Origin of the sequence: Actinoplanes sp. TBRC 11911, from assembly GCF_012933445.1 — a bacterium.
Taxonomy (GTDB): domain Bacteria; phylum Actinomycetota; class Actinomycetes; order Mycobacteriales; family Micromonosporaceae; genus Actinoplanes.
This window is the reverse complement of the sequence record NZ_JABBNC010000016.1, coordinates 61449-79340: the sequence shown is the minus strand read 5'-3', so window position 1 is coordinate 79340 and position 17892 is coordinate 61449. Positions and strand designations below refer to the sequence as shown.

The window sequence follows — 17892 nt, the reverse complement described above, 5'->3', positions numbered from 1 at the left end:
CTGCCCGATCAACGGGCGTGCTCGCGACCGAATTAACAACCGGGTCTGTCCACACCGGAGCGTGCGGGCCCGGCGAGGCCCCGGCGGGCGTGTGGAAAGCTGGGTGGGTGCAGATCAGCATGCTGGGGCCACTCGAGGTTCGCATCGACGACAGCCAGTCCGTCGACGTGCCGGGTGCCCGGCTGCGCGGGTTGCTGGTCGCGCTCGCGCTGGAAGCCGGCCGGGTCGTGCCGAAGTCGGTCCTGGTGGACTGGCTCTGGGGTGAGTCGCCGCCGGCCGACGCCGCGAACGCGCTGCAACGCCTGGTCTCCCGGCTGCGCAAGACCCTGCCGGAGGGATCGATCGACGGGCAGGCCGGCGGCTATCGATTAGCGATCGACCCGGACGCGGTCGACGCCGTGCGGTTCGAACGCCTCGTCGACCGGGCCCGCGGCGACGAAGGCCAGGTCAAGCCGCTGCGCGAGGCGCTGGCGCTGTGGCGCGGCGCCGCCATGCAGGACGTCGGGCTGCAGGAAGGCGCGGCCTTCGACGCCGCCGTCGCCCGGCTCGAGGGTCTGCGGCTCGCCGCGATGGAGGACCGGTTCGACGCCGAGGCCGGTGCCGAGCTGGTCGGCGAGCTGACCGACGCGGTCGCCGCGAATCCGGTGCGGGAACGCCTCGCCGGAGCCCTGATGCGTGCCCTCGTCGCGGCCGGCCGCGGCTCCGAGGCGCTGCTGGTCTATCAACGCACGCGCGAGGCGTTGGCCGACGAGCTGGGGGTGGACCCGTCGCCGGAGCTCGCCGCGTTGCACGTCGCGCTGCTGAAGGGCGAGCTGGCGCCGCCGCGCGAGGAGAACCGGAAGACCAACCTGCGGGCCGAGTTGACCAGCTTCATCGGCCGGGATGCCGACGTCGCCGCGGTCGGTGAGCTCGTCGGCGAGCACCGGCTTGTCACGCTGGTCGGGCCGGGCGGCTCGGGAAAGACCAGACTGGCCACCGAAACCGCCCGTACGCTGCTGGGCGACCTCCCGGACGGCGCCTGGCTGGTGGAGCTCGCCGCGATCGGGGCCGACGGTGACGTGGCGCAGTCGACGCTCGCCGGGCTGGGGCTGCGGGAGGCGTTGTTGGGCGGGGCACCGAACGCGGATCCGACCGACCGGCTCATCGCCGCGATCCGCGAGCGCGAGGCACTGCTGATCCTGGACAACTGTGAACACGTGATCGAGTCGGCGGCGGCGTTCGCGCAGCGGGTGCTCGGCGAGTGCCGGCGGCTGCGGATCCTGGCGACCAGCCGCGAACCGCTGGGCATCACCGGCGAGGCGTTGTGGCTGGTCGAGCCGCTGGCCTTGCCGGAGGCGCCGGCCGAGATCGAGTCCTCGCCGGCCGTGCAGCTGCTGCGCGATCGGGCGAGTGCCGTCCGCAAGGATCTCGGGGCCGACGCGCTGCCCACGATGGCGCGGGTCTGCCGGGTGCTGGACGGCATGCCGCTGGCGATCGAGCTGGCCGCGGCCCGGTTGCGCACCATGTCGCTGGAGCAGCTCGCCGATCGGCTCGACGACCGGTTCCGCCTGCTGACCAGCGGCAGCCGTACGGTGTTGCCGCGGCACCGGACGCTGCGCGCGGTCGTCGACTGGAGCTGGGAGCTGCTCACCGACGCCGAGCGGGCGGTGCTGCGCCGGCTCGCGGTGTTCGCCGGCGGCGTGAGCCTGGAAGCGGCCGAGCGGGTCTGCGCCGGCGACACGGTCCACCCGGAGGGTGGCACGGTCCCGGATGGCGACACGGTCCAGGATGGTGGCACGGTCCACCCGGATGAGGTGCTGGAGCTGCTCACCTCGCTGACCGAGAAGTCGCTGCTGCTCACCGGCGGCGACGGCGACCTGCGGTACCGGATGATCGGGACGATCAAGGAGTACGCCGCGTACCGGCTCGCCGAGGCCGGGGAAGCGGACGTGTGCCGCCGGGCGCATCTCGCCTGGTTCACCGAGCTCGCCGAGGCCGCGGAACAGCATCTTCGGCGCGCCGAGCAGCTGGACTGGCTCGCCCGGCTCGGGGTCGAGCACGACAACATCACCGCCGCGATGCGCGGCGCACTGGCGGCCGGTGCGGCGCAGGAGGCGATGCGGCTCGCCGCGGGTGCCGGCTGGTATTGGTGGCTCAGCGGGCATCGTGGCGAGGGCGTCGAGCTGCTGATGGCGGCGGCGGATCTTCCCGGTGACGTCACCGATGACATCAAGGCCGCGGTCTACACGCTGATCGTGCACTTCCTGACCTCCGGGCGCGGGGACGAGCGTACGGCCGCGGAATGGATTCATGAGGCCTATCGGGTGAGCCTGCGCAGCGAGAGCCGGCACCCGACGCTGGCCTTCGCGGCGCCGCTGGAACGGCTGCTGCAAGCCCCCGAGGAGGCCCTGACCGCGTTCGAGCCGCTGCTGGAGCACGAGGACCCGTGGGTTCGCGCCCTGGCCGGGCTGCAGACCGGCAAGATGCGGGTGGTGACCGGCCACGGCGGGCCGGAGGTGGACGCGTACCTGGAGAAGGCGCTGGCCGAGTTCCGGGTTCTCGGTGAGCGGTTCGGGATGTGGTTCGCGCTGATCGAGCTGGCCGACCGCTTGACCGTGCGCGGGGAGTTCGCCGCGGCCTGCGAGCATCTCGAACGGGCCGTCGTCGCCGTCATCGAACTGGGCACCGTCGAGGAAGTCATCAGCATCCGGGCCCGGCAGGCGCAGCTGTACCGGCTGCTCGGCGACAAAGAGGCCGGCGCCGCGGCCATCGCCGACGCGCAACGGTGGGCCGAGCGGGTCACGTGGCCGGGTGCGCTCGCCGAGCTGGCGCTGGCGAAGGCGGAGCTCGCGCGGTCCGGCGACGACCCCGCCGAGGCGCGCCGGCAGCTCGACGTCGCTCTCGGCCTGCTCGGCGAGGACGCGGAGCAGGCGAGCATTCGGGCAACGGCGCACGACCTGCTCGGATACCTTGCCGACGATCTCGGGGAGTCGCGTGCGCACCGCAAGGCGGCTTATCAGGCCGCGACCGAATCGGGATACCCGCTGATGATCGCGCGGATCCTCGTCGGGGTCGCCGACCTGGCCCTGCGCGGCGGTCAGGACGAGCAGGCCGTACGTCTGCTCGCCGCGGGCGACGCCCTGCGCGGGCTGCCGGACCTGGCGAACCCGGACGCGGCCCGGATCGAACGGACCGTCCGGCAGCACCTGGGCGACGCCCGGTATGCCGCTCTCGCGCAGGAGGGCGCCGGATCGGACTGGTCGGAGCTGGTGGCGTCAGTGGCGTGACAGGGGCGTGTCAGCCCCGTCGCCGATGCTGATCGGCATGAACGAGATCTTCGCGACGCCGCAGCCCATCGCCGCCACCGTGAGCGTCGCCGGCGCCCGGTTGCGCGTCATCGCCAGCGACCGCACCGACACCGCGGTGCTGGCCGAGCCCATCGAAAGCGCCGAGCCGATCGGAAGCGCCGAGCCGATCAAGGTCGCCTTCTCCCGGGGTCACCTGACGGTCAAGGCGACGCGCTCCGGCGAGAAGATCACGATCTACGTGCCCGCCGGTTCCAGTCTCGTCGCGTACGCCTCGCATTCGGACGTGCAGGCCGCCGGCCCGCTCGGCGACTGCGAACTGCACAGCGCCTCGAGCCGGGTGCGGCTCGATCGCGTCGACTCGCTGCAGGCGAACACCGCGGGCGGGGAGATCGAGGTCGGGCACGTCGCGGGGCGGGCCAGCGTCCGGGGCGGCGGCAGGATCGTGATTCTGGAAATTTAGTTAACTATTCCTTGTATTGGGATACATCAATGCCTCAGGATGGGGACCAGCGGCGCCGCCCCCCCAACACACCGCTCAACATCCCCGAGGTATGGCATGAGACTGCTCAGACGTGCCCTGGTCGCGGCCGCCGTCCTGCTCGCCGGCGTCACCGGGACGGCGATCCCGGCGCGGGCGGCGACCCCGTTCAAGGTGCTCGCGTTCTACAACGGAACGTGGGACGCCGCGCACATCGACTTCGACAAAGAGGCGCGGGACTGGTTCCCCAAGGCCGGCGCCCAATACGGCTTCACCTGGGAGGCGACCACGGACTGGAGCCGCCTCAGCGCCGCCGGCCTGGCCGGTTACCAGGTCATCATGTTCCTGGACGACGCGCCGCCGGCCGACCGCCGGGCCGCCTTCCAGCAGTACATGCAGAACGGCGGCGCCTGGATGGGCTTCCACGTCAGCGCCTTCACCACCGACGCCAACTCCTGGAGCTGGTACTACAACTCGTTCCTCGGCTCCGGGAACTTCGTCACCAACACGTGGGGGCCAACCGCCGAGACGCTGCGGATCGAGGACCGCACCCATCCCAGCGCGGCCGGGCTCCCCGCGACGATCCAGTCCTCGGTCAGCGAGTGGTACTCGTGGAGCCGGGACCTGCGCCAGAACCCGGACATCGACATCCTGGCCTCGATCGACGCGTCCAGCTTCCCGGTCGGCACCGATCCGAACCAGCAGTGGCGCAGCGGCTTCTACCCGCTGATGTGGACGAACAAGAACTACAAGATGCTGTACGCCAACTTTGGGCACAACGGCATGAACTACGACACGAACACGCGTACGTCGTCGACCTTCGCCAGCGCGCAGCAGAATCAGTGGCTGATCAACGGCCTGCTCTGGCTCGGCGGCGCGGGGACGTCAACGCCGCCGCAGACGCCGACGATCGACCCGGCCGCCTGGTATTCGATCGTCAACAAGAACAGCGGAAAGTGCGTGGACGCGAAGGCCGCCGGCACCACGAACGGCACCGCCATTCAGCAGTACACGTGCAACGGCAGTAACGCGCAGCAGTTCCAGTTCGCCACCACGACCGGCGACTTCCGGCGGGTCAACAACCGCGGCAACAGCGCGCAGGCGCTCGACGTCACCAATGTGTCCACAGCCGACAACGCGCCGATCCAAACGTGGAACTACAGCGGCGGCCTCAACCAGCAGTGGCAACCCGTCGCCGAGGCGGACGGCTCGTACCACTTCGTCAACCGCAACAGCGGCAAGTGCCTCGACGTGCCGGGGGCGTCCATCGTGGATGGTATTCAGCTGGTGCAGTACGCATGCAACGGCACCGCCGCACAAAGCTTCCAGCTGCGCTAGCTAGAGCTCAACTAGCTTTTCCGAGCTCGGCCCGCGGGTGTAAAGCCCGCGGGTCCAAGCCGCTCAACTCGGCCGCCGGGATCAGCTCCAGCGCCACCGCCGCCGCCTGCGTCGCCTGAATACGGCGCTGATAGTGCCGGCTGGCCACGGCCACCGTCCCGGGCCCGGCCTCGATCCGCCAGCTCCAGCTGGACGGACCCGTCCGGATCAACACCGCCGCCAACTCCGCGGCTCCGCGTTGCAACTCCCGCACGGCTTCCCAACAGGCCTGCTTGCTGGGGTACGCCTCGGAGCCGCGCCCCAGATCGCGATTGTTCGTTGCCAGCAACCGCCAGGTGACCGTGCCACCGGATAGCTGCAGGAGCCGAAAACGCGCTGTTGCCACCTTGTCCACCTTTTCCCGCGAAACCACACGATCGCGGACCGGCGTACACAGCGGACACACAGCGGGTTAACAAGGGTCGACGATGATGTTCAGCCTTTAGTCTACTTTTGGGTGACCGGTGGGATGGTTCTCGTGCGAGTTCGGACGATCTTGTGCGGACCAGGTGGGTGACGAGTCGGTCGCGGTGAGGGGCTGCGGCTGCGAGACGGTGACCTGACTCGGCTGCCGGGTCGCCGGGATGACCGCCTCGGCCGGGTCCGGCAGCGGCTGCGGTTCCATCGGGTCCATCGACACCCGCGGCAGCGTCACGATCGCCGGGTCCACCTCGACGGCCTGCACCACCGAGCCCCGCCCCTGGCCCTTGACGAGGATCATCGCGTACTCGGGAAGGTCTTGCAGAACGCGCGGCTCGACGGCGTACTCGTAGACCCGTGCGGCGGCCGACGCGTCGCTCCAGTTCGTGCCCTGGGCCACCGACTCGGTCTGGCTCCAGTTGCGGGTGCGGCTCCAGTTCGTGCCGCGCCGCCGGCTGATGTGCCGCCCGGTCCGGATCGTCTCGTTGGACCCGCCCCGCGTCTCCGACTCGCCGTACGTGTCCGCCAGCGTGTGCGTGTCCTCGCCGCCCAGCGTGCGGGTGATGCCGCTGAGCACGAACTTGTGCCCCCGCCCGATGAACTCCGCGGCCTGCGTCGCCTCCTGGTGGTTGCCCAGCCGCATCAGCGCGACCTCACCCCCGCCGATCGTGCGCAGCGACTCCTCCCGCAGGTGCTCGAAGAACAGCACCAGCCGGATGCCGCGCCGCTCGCACAGGTTGCTGAGCCGCTCGATCGCCCGGTGGTGCACGTCGTCGGCGCCCAGGACCAGCAGCGATCCGGCCGACGCCTCGGTGTGCCGAACCTGATGGGCGAGCCACTGCATGGTCAGGTCCTTGACCAGCTCGCGCTGCGCGACCCCGCCCTCGCCGCTGGCCACCAGGCAGGTGAGGTCGGCCGCGGCCGGCGCGACCGCGTCCGTGTCGGACAGGGGATGCAGGAACGCCTCGATACGCCGTACGCGCCGGGCCTCGTCCTGGTGCAGCCGGATCAGGCGCTCGCACTCCGCGTCGGAGAGCGCGGGCTGGTCGGTGTCGCCGGTGAGCACCCGCAGCGCCGCGATCAGGCGCGCGATCGACAGATCCGGCGCGATGACCGCGCTGATGTCGCGCAGCAGCATCGCGTCCTGGGAGCGTTCCGCGCGGGTCGCCTCCGGCGCGTCCCCGTGCATCGCCTCGACCAGCGCGTCCACCAGCTCGTCCGGTTCCAGGCCGGCGACCAGGTCGAACCGGCCGAGGTCCAGCTCGCTCACGCTGCGGCCGGTGGTGGACGCCAGCTCGATCAGCTCGTCGCCGAGGCCCTCGCCGGTGAAGTCGACAAGCGTCATCGGCCCGCGGCTGGCCAGCAACGATCCACCGAAGACGGTCAGCACCGCCTCCCAGCCGTACGAGGTGCCGCCGATGATGTCCACCCGGCGCGTCCCCGGCGACGGGCTGGCCGCCGCCCACTCGGCCATCGCGTCGACGGCTTGCTGTTGGGCCTGGTCGTGCCATTCGCGGCGGGCGTCCCAGGCGGCGTGGTCGCGCTCGTAGTCCTGCCGGGCCCGGGCCTGCGCCTCCGCGAGTGCCTTGCGCGCCTGACCGGGCAGCCAGGCCGCATAGACGGCGGAGCCGATCCCGGCCAGCAGCGCGACCACCGCGAGGAACGCGACCAGGCCGTACGGCGGGCCATCCGGGGCGTCACTAAGCCAAGCAGTGAGGATGCCCCCGCAACACCCGATCAACGCCGCCAGCCCGACCCCGATGCCGAGCGAGAGCGCGACGCGCCGCCCGCGCTGGCTCCGCGCCTTGTCCAGCCGTTCGACCAACTCCTTCGGAACCATGTCCGGCTGCGGCGGCGGATCCATGAACTTGCGCCGGTACAGGTTGCGGTCGTTGAAGATCCAGCCGAGCCGCTCGCCGGGCGTGGCCAGCCGCGGCAGCGGATTCGGGTCAGGCTGGCGGAGGATAGGACGCATGACGTGGATTGTGCTCGCTCTGCTGCTTCTGGTCGCGCTTGGCGCGTGCACAGTGGTGGTTCGCGTCCTGCGCGCGCGAGACTTCGGCGGCGGAAGCGGCGGAAGCGGCAGCACGCTGGTCCGCTGCCTGCGGTGCCGCGGCTCCGGCTGGCTGGGGGGCGAACCGGAGCGCACCCTCAACTTCACCCAGGGCGGATTCGAGAACAGGCACACCCCGGCGACGCAGTGCCCGGCGTGCGGCGGAACCGGATCCGTCACGCGCTGAGCGTGGTCCGTTTTGTCCCAGACGAACGTTGTGACCTCGGTAATCACAGTCACATGACGTAGGCAGCAACGCAGTGCGACGGATAGCTTTCGCCGCGTGGCATCGGACAGGGTTGCCGTGCCGTCGCGGACCGAGTCGCCGGGCTGGGTCGAGGTCGTGCTACGCGTCCTCGGCACCGGCCTGCTCGGGCTGTGGTGGAGCCGCCCGTCCGCGATGCGCTACCGGCGCCGCCGCCGCAGCGAGTGCGCGGGCTGCGCACACCGCTACCACCGGGTGATGCGGGTACTGATCGTCCTGGTCTGGCTGCAGATGGTGGGCATCGTCGCCCTTCTCGCCTACGGAGCGCGGCCGCCGACCTGCCAGCCGCCGAGCCTGTCGTCGTACAACGGCGCGACCCGGTACGTGACGCCGACACATGACTGGGTGATCCCGGTTCGCCAGGTGATCACCGCGGGGAACTCGGGGCTCGCGTTGGCGTACGGGAAGGCTCTGGGGGGTCAGTTCTGTGACTACGTGCCGAACGGCACACTGCTCGGCCGGATGAAGGACGGGTTCGCCCGGGGCGGCACCACGTACGGGCATACCTACCTCACCAGCCTGGAACCACAGCTCGTCTACTCGGACATGGCGCCGGTGATGCGGCACGAGTCCCGGCACACCGACCAGTGGGCGCTGTTCACGCTGCTCGGCGGCCCGGTGGCGTTCCCACTCGCCTACGGGGTGGACGACGTGTTCGCGCCCGGGCCGTACAACAATTTCGAGCGGGACGCGGGTCTCGCCGACGGCGGCTATGTGTTGCCGGACACACCGTCACCGACCACCACGCGTCTCATCGTGGCCGGCGCCCTCTTCGCGATCTTCTTCTTCGAACGCCATCGCGTACGCCGTCAGGTCCGTCTCGCAAAGCTGCTGGTCCATCGCCTGCGGATTGCCGAGCCGCCGTGGTGGTACGCGCACACCGAGCCGGTCACCCCGGGGCCGGCGATCGGTGTGGTCCGCCGCGTGTCCCCGGCCGTGGCCGACGCCATGACCGAGCATCGACGCCTGCAACAGCTCGGCTGCCCGGATTGCGGCGCCATCGGTTACTAGGCTTTGTCTCGACGACATTTCAGGAGGCAAGCACATGCGCATCGCCGTCACCGGCGGCACCGGCAAACTCGGCCGGGCCGTGGTCGCCGATCTCAGGAAAACCGACGAGGTCATCAACCTGGACATGGCGGCCACCCGGCCGGACCTGCGGGTCGACCTCACCGACTACGGGCAGACGCTGGAAGCCCTCACCTCGATCGACGACCGGTACTCCTCGATCGACGCGGTGGTGCACCTGGCGGCCATCCCGGCCCCGGGCATCCTGCCGAACGCGGCCACCTTCGAGAACAACATCCTGACCACCTACAACGTGTTCGCGGCGGCGAAGGCGGCCGGCATCGAGAACGTGGTCTGGGCGTCCAGCGAGACCGTGCTCGGCCTCCCGTTCGACACCCCGCCGCCGTACATTCCGGTCGACGAGGAATACCCGGCCCGCCCCGAGTCGCGGTACTCGCTGGTCAAGCACCTCGAGGAGACCATGGCGGCGCAGTTCTGCCGGTGGAACCCGCGGCTCAAGATGATCGGCCTGCGTTTCTCCAACGTGATGGACCCCGAGGACTACGCCGAGTTCCCGTCCTTCGACGCGGACCCGATGAGGCGCAAGTGGAACCTCTGGAGCTACATCGACGGGCGCGACGGCGCGCAGGCGGTCCGCAAGGCGCTCGACCACCAGGCGACCGGCATGGACATCTTCATCATCGCGAACGCCGACACGGTGATGAGCCGCTCCTCGGCGAGCCTGGCCGCCGAGGTCTTCCCGGACGTCAAGGTCACCAAGGAACTGGGCGAGCACGAGACCCTGCTGTCGATCGACAAGGCCCGGCGGGTGCTCGGCTACGAGCCCCGGTTCAGCTGGCGAGGTTAAGAAAGCCAGACCACGATTCCGGTGACGTTGCTCAGCACGGCCGCGACTCCCGCACGGGTCGCGGCCGCACACCTTTCCGCGGTGAACGACGCCGGGTCGTACGGCGAGGACATGTCCACCCCGTCGCCGCGGAACGACGCCCCGGACCAGTCGACCGCCGTGACGTTGTGGGTGGGTTCGGCCAGTTCCGCGCCGACCACCAGGAACTGCTGCTGCAGGTTGCTCGCGGTGACCACGGTGAGCGGGTCGATCAGAGCGTTGCCGGCGCTGACGATCAGGTCCGGCTTCATGTCGATTGCCTTGGTGATGCTGGGAATCGCGTCCTTGTCGTCCTTCGGCACGATCGTCCGCAGGTCCACGTCGTCGGCCTTCGCCCAGCTTTTGACGGCGGCGACCAGGGTCTTGGCCGGCGCGTCGTCGCCCCCGATCAGCAGCACCACGCGATAGCCGGCGGGCGCGTGCACGGCGTCCCACGAGCCGGGCTTCGGGGTGATGGTCGCGCCGGGGCTGGGCGTCGAGGTCGGATCGACGAAGCCGGGCGCGATCGACCCGTGCGGCGTGGGAGTGGGGTGCGGCGATGCCCAGGCATCGGTGGATTCGCATCCGGCCAGGGCGAGCAACAAGGCGGCCGCGCCGGCGGCGGCCCGTAACGAGCGGTGCACGGTGACCTTCCTATCCTCCGCGCACCCGGCCTGTCATCGCCGGTAACAGTTTGTCGCCAGTGATTCGCCGCCGGTCCTGATCTTGTTAACCCGTGGCGTGCACCGTGCTCGCTCATGTCACGTCGCACCATCGCTGTCGTCGTCGCCGGCTTCGCGGCCGCGGTGATCAGCCTTCTCTTAGCCCAACCGGCACAGGCGCACGGTTTCTCGTCGACCGTCTACGTCAAGGTGACCGGCGATCCGGACGGGCGGGTGCACACCGCGCTGGAGCTCGAGTACGACCTCTACGTCGTGTCCGCCGCGGACGCCGAGAAGAACGACGCGCTCTTCCAGGAGGGGCAGGCCGCGTTCGACGACCGGGACACCGCGGCCCAGGCGGCCGCCCTCAATAAATATGCAGATTCGACGATAAAGTACGTCACCGACCGGTTTACCGTCACCCCTTGTACGGCTCACCAGGCCGGCGACTTCACGATGGGCGAGCGCGAGGGCGTCCCGTACGCGGACATCACGCTCGATTGGGACTGCCGCGGCGGTGTGGATGCCCACGAGGTGCGCACCGCCCTGTTCGGCGACGACGAGGGTTACGTCAAGGGCGTCAAGACGATCGTCACGTACCAGATCGACGGGCACTCGGGCAGCGCCGCGCTCGACTCGCAACAGCCGTCCTTCTCCACCGCGCAGACCTGGTACCAGCGGTTCTGGGAGTTCTTCCGGCTCGGCACCGAGCACCTGCTCACCGGCATCGACCACATCCTGTTCCTGCTCGCGCTGATCGCCGGGTCGCGCCGGCTACGCGAGATCGTGCTCGCCGCGACCAGCTTCACGCTCGCCCACTCGATCACCTTCCTGCTCGCCGCGCTGGGCCTGGTCGACGTCCCGGCCCGCGTCGTCGAGCCGACCATCGCGCTGTCCATCGCCGTGGTCGCCGCCTGGCACCTGTTCCGGCTCTGGCGGCGCGGCGACCACGCCACCGACCTGGAGACACCCGGCGAAGGTCACTTCGCGCTGGACCGGGCCGGCTGGACGCGCCTGGCGGTCGTGTTCTGCTTCGGGCTCGTGCACGGCCTCGGCTTCGCCGGCGCGCTCGGCATCAACGAGGCGTGGTCGTGGACGCTGCTGTGGTCGCTGCTCGTGTTCAATGTGGGCATCGAAGTGGTGCAGCTATCGATTATCGCGATCGTCTTCCCGCTGCTGATCGTGTTGCGCCGGCGCTCGCCGCGAGTGGGACGGTGGACCACCGGGTTGGTCGCGGGGGGCGTAACTGTGATGGGTCTCATCTGGTTTTTCCAGCGAATATTTGTGGCGTGAGCCAAGTTCTCGTTTTCCGAGAAGATCCATCAATCCGCTTGGTCTTATTCATAACCGGTTCATCGGCTCCGGAGAGCTTGATCACGCTTCAACAGCACCTCACTCTCATCCGGAGCAAAGGATCGGAACACACCGATGAGATCAAACACGCCGCGGGCCCTCGGGCCGGTGCGGCACCGCGTGGTCGCCGGGGCCACGGCTGCATTCCTCGGAATGGCCGTGGCCTTCGGCAGCGGTCTGGGCAGTCCCGCCAGCGCCGCTGACCCGGCCACGCTCTCGGCCATCATCCTCGGTGTCGGCGCCAACGAGTCCCAGCGCATCGTGACCTGGTACTCGTCCGCCGACGCCGCCCAGCAGGTCCAGCTCGCCCCGACGGCGCAGATCGCCAACGGGGAGTTCCCGGCCGACGCGGTCACCTTCGCCGCGACCGGCTCGGCGAACATCGCCACCAGCGGCGGGTTCAACCGGCACGCCACGCTGACCGGCCTCCAGGAGAACACCGCGTACTCCTACCGGGTCGGCACCGCGGGCAACTGGTCCCCGACGTACGCGTTCAAGACGCAGGACTTCGAAGGCGACTACGACTTCCTGTTCTACGGTGACCCGCAGATCGGCGCGTCCGGCGACCTCACCGAGGACGGCGTCGGCTGGGCGGACACGCTGAACGTCTCGCTGGCCGCCAACCCGAACGCCGAGCTTCTGGTGTCCGGTGGCGACCAGGTCGACTCCGCCAACAACGAGGCGCAGTGGAACTCGTTCCTCGGATCGGGCTCGGACAAGCTGCGTCAGTACCCGTGGGCCGCCACCATCGGTAACCACGACGTCGGTGGCAAGGCGTACGAGCAGCACCTGTTCACGCCGAACACGGACCGCTCGGCGCTGTACTACCAGAACGGGACGCAGACCGCGACCACGTCCGGTGGCGACTACTACTACATCTACAAGGACGTGCTGTTCATCGACCTGAACAGCAACAGCTACGTCGCCGCCAACGGCAGCGGTGGCGACGAGGCGCACCTCGGCTTCGTCTCGGACGTCATCAAGAACCACGGCTCCGAGGCCAAGTACACCGTGCTGGTCTACCACCACGCGATCTACTCGCCGGCCGACCACGCGAAGGACGGCGACAACAAGGTCCGCCGCGTGGACTTCCCGACCGCGTTCTCGAACCTGGGCGTGGACCTGGTCCTGCAGGGTCACGACCACAGCTACTCGCGTAGCTACCTGATCAAGAACGGCGCGAAGGCGGACCCGTCGGAGCAGCCCGGCCAGCCGGACGTCTACCCGGGCCCGGGTGGCGTGCTGTACGTGACCGCGAACTCGGCCTCGGGTTCGAAGTACTACGACATCACGAAGCCGGACAGCAGCGGCACCAGCGGCGCCGGTAACGGTGCCGACCCGCTGAACCCGAGCAACTACTGGTACAACTCGGTCGAGAACCAGGAGCACGTCCGCTCCTACGTCAAGGTCGAGGTTCGTAGCGACAAGCTGGTGGTCGAGGACGTCCGGAGTGGCACGTGCGCCGCGCCGAACGCGGCCGTGGAGCGGGGCAACTCGCCGTGCGCCAACACCCCCGAGGGCCAGCCGGTCGGCTCCATCGTCGACCACGTGGCCGTGCACCCGTACGTGGCGGACGGCCAGCAGATCCAGGTCAACGTTCCGACGGCGGCTCCCGGCGAGTTCGGCTGGACCATCGACGGCTACAACGGCCTGGTCGACCTGGGCACCGCCGCGGAGCAGCAGGGCGGCGACTACTTCGAGGCGACCGGAAAGATCAACCCGATCGCGGTCTCGGACACCCGTCGCACCCTCGCCCCGTGGTCGATCTCGGCCAGCGTCGGTGACTTCAAGGACGCCGACAAGACGTTCTCCGGAAAGTACCTCGGCTGGACGCCGAAGGTGATGACGGCGGGCGCCGGCGCGGACGCGGGCGACACCGTGGTCTCGGGTTACGACAAGGGCGACGGTCTGTCGGTCTCTCGCGGTCTCGCCGCGGGCGCCCAGGGCCACGCTCGTGGTACCGCCAAGCTCGGCGCCGACCTGGATCTGAAGATCCCGACCGACGTCGCGAAGGGCAGCTACCGCGGCACCCTCACGATCACTGCGCTCAGCAGCTGACGTCTCTATCCGGCGGGGCGGGCTTTTGCCTGCCCCGCCGGGCTCCTTTTCCCGGTACCCCTTTCCGGGTACGCCTTTTTCGGTACGCCTTGAGGATCCTCGCGATGCGCTTTTCCACCCGTACGGCCGCCGCCGCTCTGCTCGCCGCCTCGTTGGCCGCGGGGGCCGGCGCCGCACCCGCCCTGGCCGCCGACGGCGACGTCACCTGGACGGTCCGGACAGCCGCCAACAGCTTCGGCTCCGACCGATCCAGCTACACCTACGCGGTGAACCCCGGCGGCCAGACCAAGGACGCCATGGTCGTGACCAACCGTGGCAAGACCGCCCTCAACCTGGGCGTCTACACCGCGGACGGCTTCACCACCGACACCGGCCAGCTCGACCTGGGCGCGAAAGACGCCAAGCCGCGCGGCATCGGCGCCTGGGTGCACGCCACGCCGGGCACCGTCGCGGTGGCCCCCGGCAAGTCGGTCGAGGTGCCGTTCACCGTGTCCGTCCCGAAGAACGCGACGCCCGGCGACTACGTGGGTGGCATCGTCACCTCGCTGACCCAGCCCGACCAGCAACAGGGCATCAACGTGGAACGCCGCCTCGGCATCCGGATCAAGCTGCGGGTCGGCGGCGCCCTGACCCCGCGGGTCGCGGTCGAGGACTTCCACATCGGCTACCACGGCACGCTCAACCCGTTCGCCAAGGGCGACGCCACCGTCTCGTACACGATCCACAACACCGGCAACACGATCCAGACCGCGCAGCAGGCGGTGTCCGTGGCCGGGCCGTTCGGGCTGCTGCGGGTCAAGGCTGCCGAGCCGGCCACGCCGCCGGAGCTGCTGCCCGGCGAGTCGTGGAAGGTGAGCGTCCCGGTCTCCGGGGTGGCTCCCGCGTTCTGGGTGACCGCCACCGCGACCCTGACCCCGCTGCTGGTCGACGCGTCCGGATCGACGACGTCGCTCAAGCCGGTCGAGGCGACCGCGCATAGCTTCGCGATGCCGTGGACTCTGCTGGTCGTGGTGCTCCTGCTGGCCGCGGTCGTGGCCGGCGCGATTGTCGGCAGCCGGCGTAACCGGATCAAGCGCAAGGCGCGCGAGGACGCCCGGGTGCGCGACGCGGTGGCCGAGGCCCTCGACAAGGAGAAAGCCGCCACGAGCTGACTTGCTTGGCGGTTCCGGCACGTAGCCTTATCGAGAACCTTCCATATCTTCGCAGGGAGGAACTCTTGGCTCGCATCGGAACCGCGTTCGTGGCACTCGCCGTTCTCGTGGCGCCCACCCCGGTACAAGCTCACGACCACGTCAAACGGGAGGCGCACGTCTGGCTGACGACGCCGGACCGCGCCTTCCTCATGGCCGACCGCGGCACTGTCGCGTTCGGTGCCGACACCGGCGATGTGCCCACCATCGTCGTCGACCCGAACCGTCGCTTCCAGACCATGACCGGTTACGGCGCGTCGATCACCGACTCGTCCGCGGCCGTCCTGTACCGCCTCCCGCCGCGGGCCCGCACCGACGTGATGGTGTCGCTCTTCCGCGACGACGGGCTCAACTTCCTGCGCCAGCCGATCGGCGCCAGCGACTTCACCGACGAGCCCGCCTACACCTACGACGACGTGCCGGGTGACTTCTCGTTACGGCATTTCAGCGTCGCGCACGATCGGGCGCAGATCCTCCCGCTGCTGCGCCAGGCCGCCGCACTCAACCCGAGCCTCAAGATCATGGGTACGCCGTGGAGCCCGCCCGCGTGGATGAAGACCACCAACAGCCTGATCGGCGGCCGGTTGATCGACAGTCCGGCGGTGTATCAGGCGTACGCGGGATATCTGGTGAAATTTGTGCAGGCGTACCGGGCGGAAGGTGTGCGCGTCGACTACCTGAGCGTGCAGAACGAGCCGCAGAACCGGAACCCGTCCGGCTACCCCGGCATGGACCTGCCGTCCTGGCAGGCCGCGAAGGTGATCTCGCTACTCGGCCCGATGCTGCGCGACGCCGGCCTGCCCACGAAGATCCTCGGCTACGACCACAACTGGAACGAGCATCCGAACGATGCCGCGAACACTCCGCCGGACGAGGTCGCGGACATCGACCACTACCCCCAGGAGTTGCTCTCGGCGGCGGCGTCACGCTGGGTTTCCGGTACGGCGTACCACTGCTATTTCGGTGACCCCAGCGCGATGACGGCCCTGCACAACGAGTTCCCGCGCAAGGACATCTACTTCACCGAGTGCTCCGGCAGCCAGTCGAGCGACCCGGCCAACACGTTCTCCGACACGCTCAAGTGGCACGCCCGGAACCTGATCATCGGCAACACCCGGAACTGGGCGAAGTCGGTGGTGAACTGGAACCTGGCACTGGACGAGACGAACGGCCCGCACACCGGCGGCTGCGGCACGTGCACCGGCGTGGTGACGGTGGCCGCGGACGGGACCGTGACGCGGAACGCCGAGTTCTACACGCTCGGTCATCTGGCCCGTTTCGTACGCCCCGGCGCGGTGCGGGTGGCCAGCACGTCGTTCGGCACGACCGGGTGGAACGGGCAGGTCATGGACGTGGCGTTCGTGAACCCGGACGGCAGCACGGTGCTGGTCGCGCACAACGAGAACGACAATCCGCAGGCGGTTGGGGTGCGCTTCGGGGATTCGTCGTTCCGGTATACGTTGCCGGGTGGGGCGTTGGCGACGTTCGTCTGGAAAGGACGCTCGGATGATCGGCCGGTGACGCCGGTCGGGTGGACGGCGACCGGGTCCGGGGAGGGGCCGGCGTATGCGGTGGACGATGACGCTACGACCCGTTTCAGTACCGGTGTCGCCCAGTCGCCCGGGCAGTTCCTGCAGGTCGATTTCGGTTCGGTCGTTCGGGCTGATCGGGTCGTCTTCGATGCGGGGGCGTCGGTGGGTGACTATCCGCGCGGTTTCGTCGCCACCGTGTCGGCCGACGGCAAGCATTGGTCCCCGGCCAAGACGATCGAGACGGGCCAGTTGACGACGCTCCGGCTAAGACACGAAAAATCCCGATTTGTCCGGCTGGAGTTGACGGCGGCGGCAGATAGTTGGTGGTCCGTGGCCGACGTGCGCGCCTACCAGAACTGAACGCGCCGCGGGCCCGGCCCGCCGCGTCAGCCGGCGTCGCGTCGTTTCGGGTGCGGGCGGCCGGCAGCACTGGACGGCAAGGCCGCCGGGCGTGGCGGTCGGGCTCGCCGGTCGGGCTTGCAGGCCGGGCTTGCAGGCCGGGCTTGCCGGGCTGGGCTTGCCGGGCTGGGCTTGCCGGGCTGGGCTTGCCGGGCTGGGCTTGCCGGGCTGGGCTTGCCGGCCGGGCTTGCGGGCTGAGCGTGGCAGCGGGCTCGCGGCCGGGCTTGCGGGCCGGGCGTGGCGTGCCTGGTGGTCGGCCGGTGGGGCTGCGAGCGTGCGGCCGGCCTGTGGCGGCCGTTCTTTCGGCGGGGGTTTGGCGGCTGGGCCGGGAGGAGCCTCGACCCACCCCCACCCGTTCTGGGTGGGGCACAGTTGAACAGCAGGGTCTGACAGTTTCTGAGCGTTGTCCACAATGTGGCGGCGACGTTGTGGACGGCCAGACGAACTCGACCGGGCCGTTCGCTGCCGTGCGAGCCGATGCTGGGTGACCGGCGCTAAAACGCCGGTTCGTTCGCGGCAGGCCGGACTTGACTCGCGCCAGGCGCCGCGAGTTTGGGACTCGTCTCACTATTCGGACAGGAATCCCAACATCCTGGATCCTCGTCCGAATAGGACGGTGGTTTTGTCCCGCATGGCAGCTTTTGTGAGTGCCGTTTCGTGTCCTATTTCGAGACCTTGGAGAGTTACGCCCACATACCAGCCACAACTCTCCAAGGTCTCGAGAATTCGGCTGCGGACGTCCACCGGCGGTAGTCTAAAAACGGATATAAGCTGATAATTCGCCGCTGCCGCTGCCGCTGCCGCTGCCGCTGCCGCTGCCGCTGCCGCTGCCGCTGCCGCTGCCGCTGCCGCTGCCGCTGCCGCTGCCGCTGCCGGGGCCGCTGGCCGGGCCCGCTGGCCGAGCCCGACACGGTTGTGCTGCTG

The 17892-nt window shown here is 69.5% G+C and carries 13 protein-coding genes; 10 read left to right on the top strand and 3 right to left on the bottom strand.

The features are described 5' to 3' along the window. Positions 1-107: 107 nt before the first annotated feature. The 3 genes from HH310_RS22150 to HH310_RS22140 all read left to right on the top strand — a co-directional run bounded on the left by HH310_RS22150 (position 108) and on the right by HH310_RS22140 (position 5103). On the top strand, positions 108-3266 hold the full coding sequence (locus HH310_RS22150) for a BTAD domain-containing putative transcriptional regulator (RefSeq protein WP_169177523.1): 3159 nt from the start codon (positions 108-110) through the stop codon (positions 3264-3266). Between the two features lie 37 nt (positions 3267-3303). Continuing rightward, the gene (locus HH310_RS22145; RefSeq protein WP_169177522.1) at positions 3304-3747 is read left to right on the top strand and encodes a hypothetical protein; all 444 of its coding nucleotides are present in this window, start codon (positions 3304-3306) and stop codon (positions 3745-3747) included. Between the two features lie 96 nt (positions 3748-3843). After that, positions 3844-5103, top strand: coding sequence for an RICIN domain-containing protein (locus tag HH310_RS22140; protein WP_169177521.1), 1260 nt, complete (start codon positions 3844-3846; stop codon positions 5101-5103). Positions 5104-5110: 7 nt separating this feature from the next. Here HH310_RS22140 and HH310_RS22135 read toward each other — a convergent pair whose 3' ends face one another. After that, positions 5111-5488 (bottom strand): DUF1508 domain-containing protein, encoded by a 378-nt coding sequence (locus HH310_RS22135; protein WP_169177520.1) that lies wholly within the window; start codon positions 5486-5488, stop codon positions 5111-5113. Positions 5489-5584: 96 nt separating this feature from the next. Beyond that, complete coding sequence (locus HH310_RS22130) at positions 5585-7537, bottom strand: hypothetical protein (RefSeq protein ID WP_169177519.1); 1953 nt, start codon at positions 7535-7537, stop codon at positions 5585-5587. Between HH310_RS22130 and HH310_RS22125 the strand changes: the two genes are divergently transcribed. The 3 genes from HH310_RS22125 (at position 7536) to HH310_RS22115 (ending at position 9756) form a co-directional block, all read left to right on the top strand. After that, on the top strand, positions 7536-7802 hold the full coding sequence (locus HH310_RS22125; RefSeq protein WP_169177518.1) for a hypothetical protein: 267 nt from the start codon (positions 7536-7538) through the stop codon (positions 7800-7802). The two genes, HH310_RS22130 and HH310_RS22125, sit on opposite strands and share 2 nt — an antisense overlap. Positions 7803-7898: 96 nt before the next feature. After that, positions 7899-8891 (top strand): hypothetical protein, encoded by a 993-nt coding sequence (locus tag HH310_RS22120; protein WP_169177517.1) that lies wholly within the window; start codon positions 7899-7901, stop codon positions 8889-8891. 34 nt (positions 8892-8925) lie between these two features. Then, positions 8926-9756: an NAD(P)-dependent oxidoreductase gene (locus HH310_RS22115; RefSeq protein WP_169177516.1), complete on the top strand. Its 831-nt coding sequence runs from the start codon at positions 8926-8928 to the stop codon at positions 9754-9756. Here HH310_RS22115 and HH310_RS22110 read toward each other — a convergent pair. Beyond that, positions 9753-10418 (bottom strand): hypothetical protein, encoded by a 666-nt coding sequence (locus HH310_RS22110; protein ID WP_169177515.1) that lies wholly within the window; start codon positions 10416-10418, stop codon positions 9753-9755. The two genes, HH310_RS22115 and HH310_RS22110, sit on opposite strands and share 4 nt — an antisense overlap. Before the next feature lie 114 nt (positions 10419-10532). On the opposite strand from HH310_RS22110, the gene HH310_RS22105 reads away from it, so the two are divergent. From HH310_RS22105 to HH310_RS22090, 4 genes are all read left to right on the top strand, one after another. Then, entirely contained in the window at positions 10533-11729 is a 1197-nt protein-coding gene (locus HH310_RS22105; RefSeq protein ID WP_169177514.1) for a HupE/UreJ family protein, read from the top strand. Between the two features lie 135 nt (positions 11730-11864). Beyond that, a complete protein-coding gene (locus HH310_RS22100; protein WP_169177513.1) occupies positions 11865-13847 on the top strand; it encodes a metallophosphoesterase family protein in 1983 nt (660 codons plus the stop codon). A gap of 104 nt (positions 13848-13951) precedes the next feature. Next, a complete protein-coding gene (locus HH310_RS22095; RefSeq protein WP_169177512.1) occupies positions 13952-14998 on the top strand; it encodes a WxL protein peptidoglycan domain-containing protein in 1047 nt (348 codons plus the stop codon). Between the two features lie 65 nt (positions 14999-15063). After that, a complete protein-coding gene (locus HH310_RS22090) occupies positions 15064-16929 on the top strand; it encodes a glycoside hydrolase family 30 beta sandwich domain-containing protein (RefSeq protein WP_169177511.1) in 1866 nt (621 codons plus the stop codon). Positions 16930-17892: the final 963 nt, after the last annotated feature.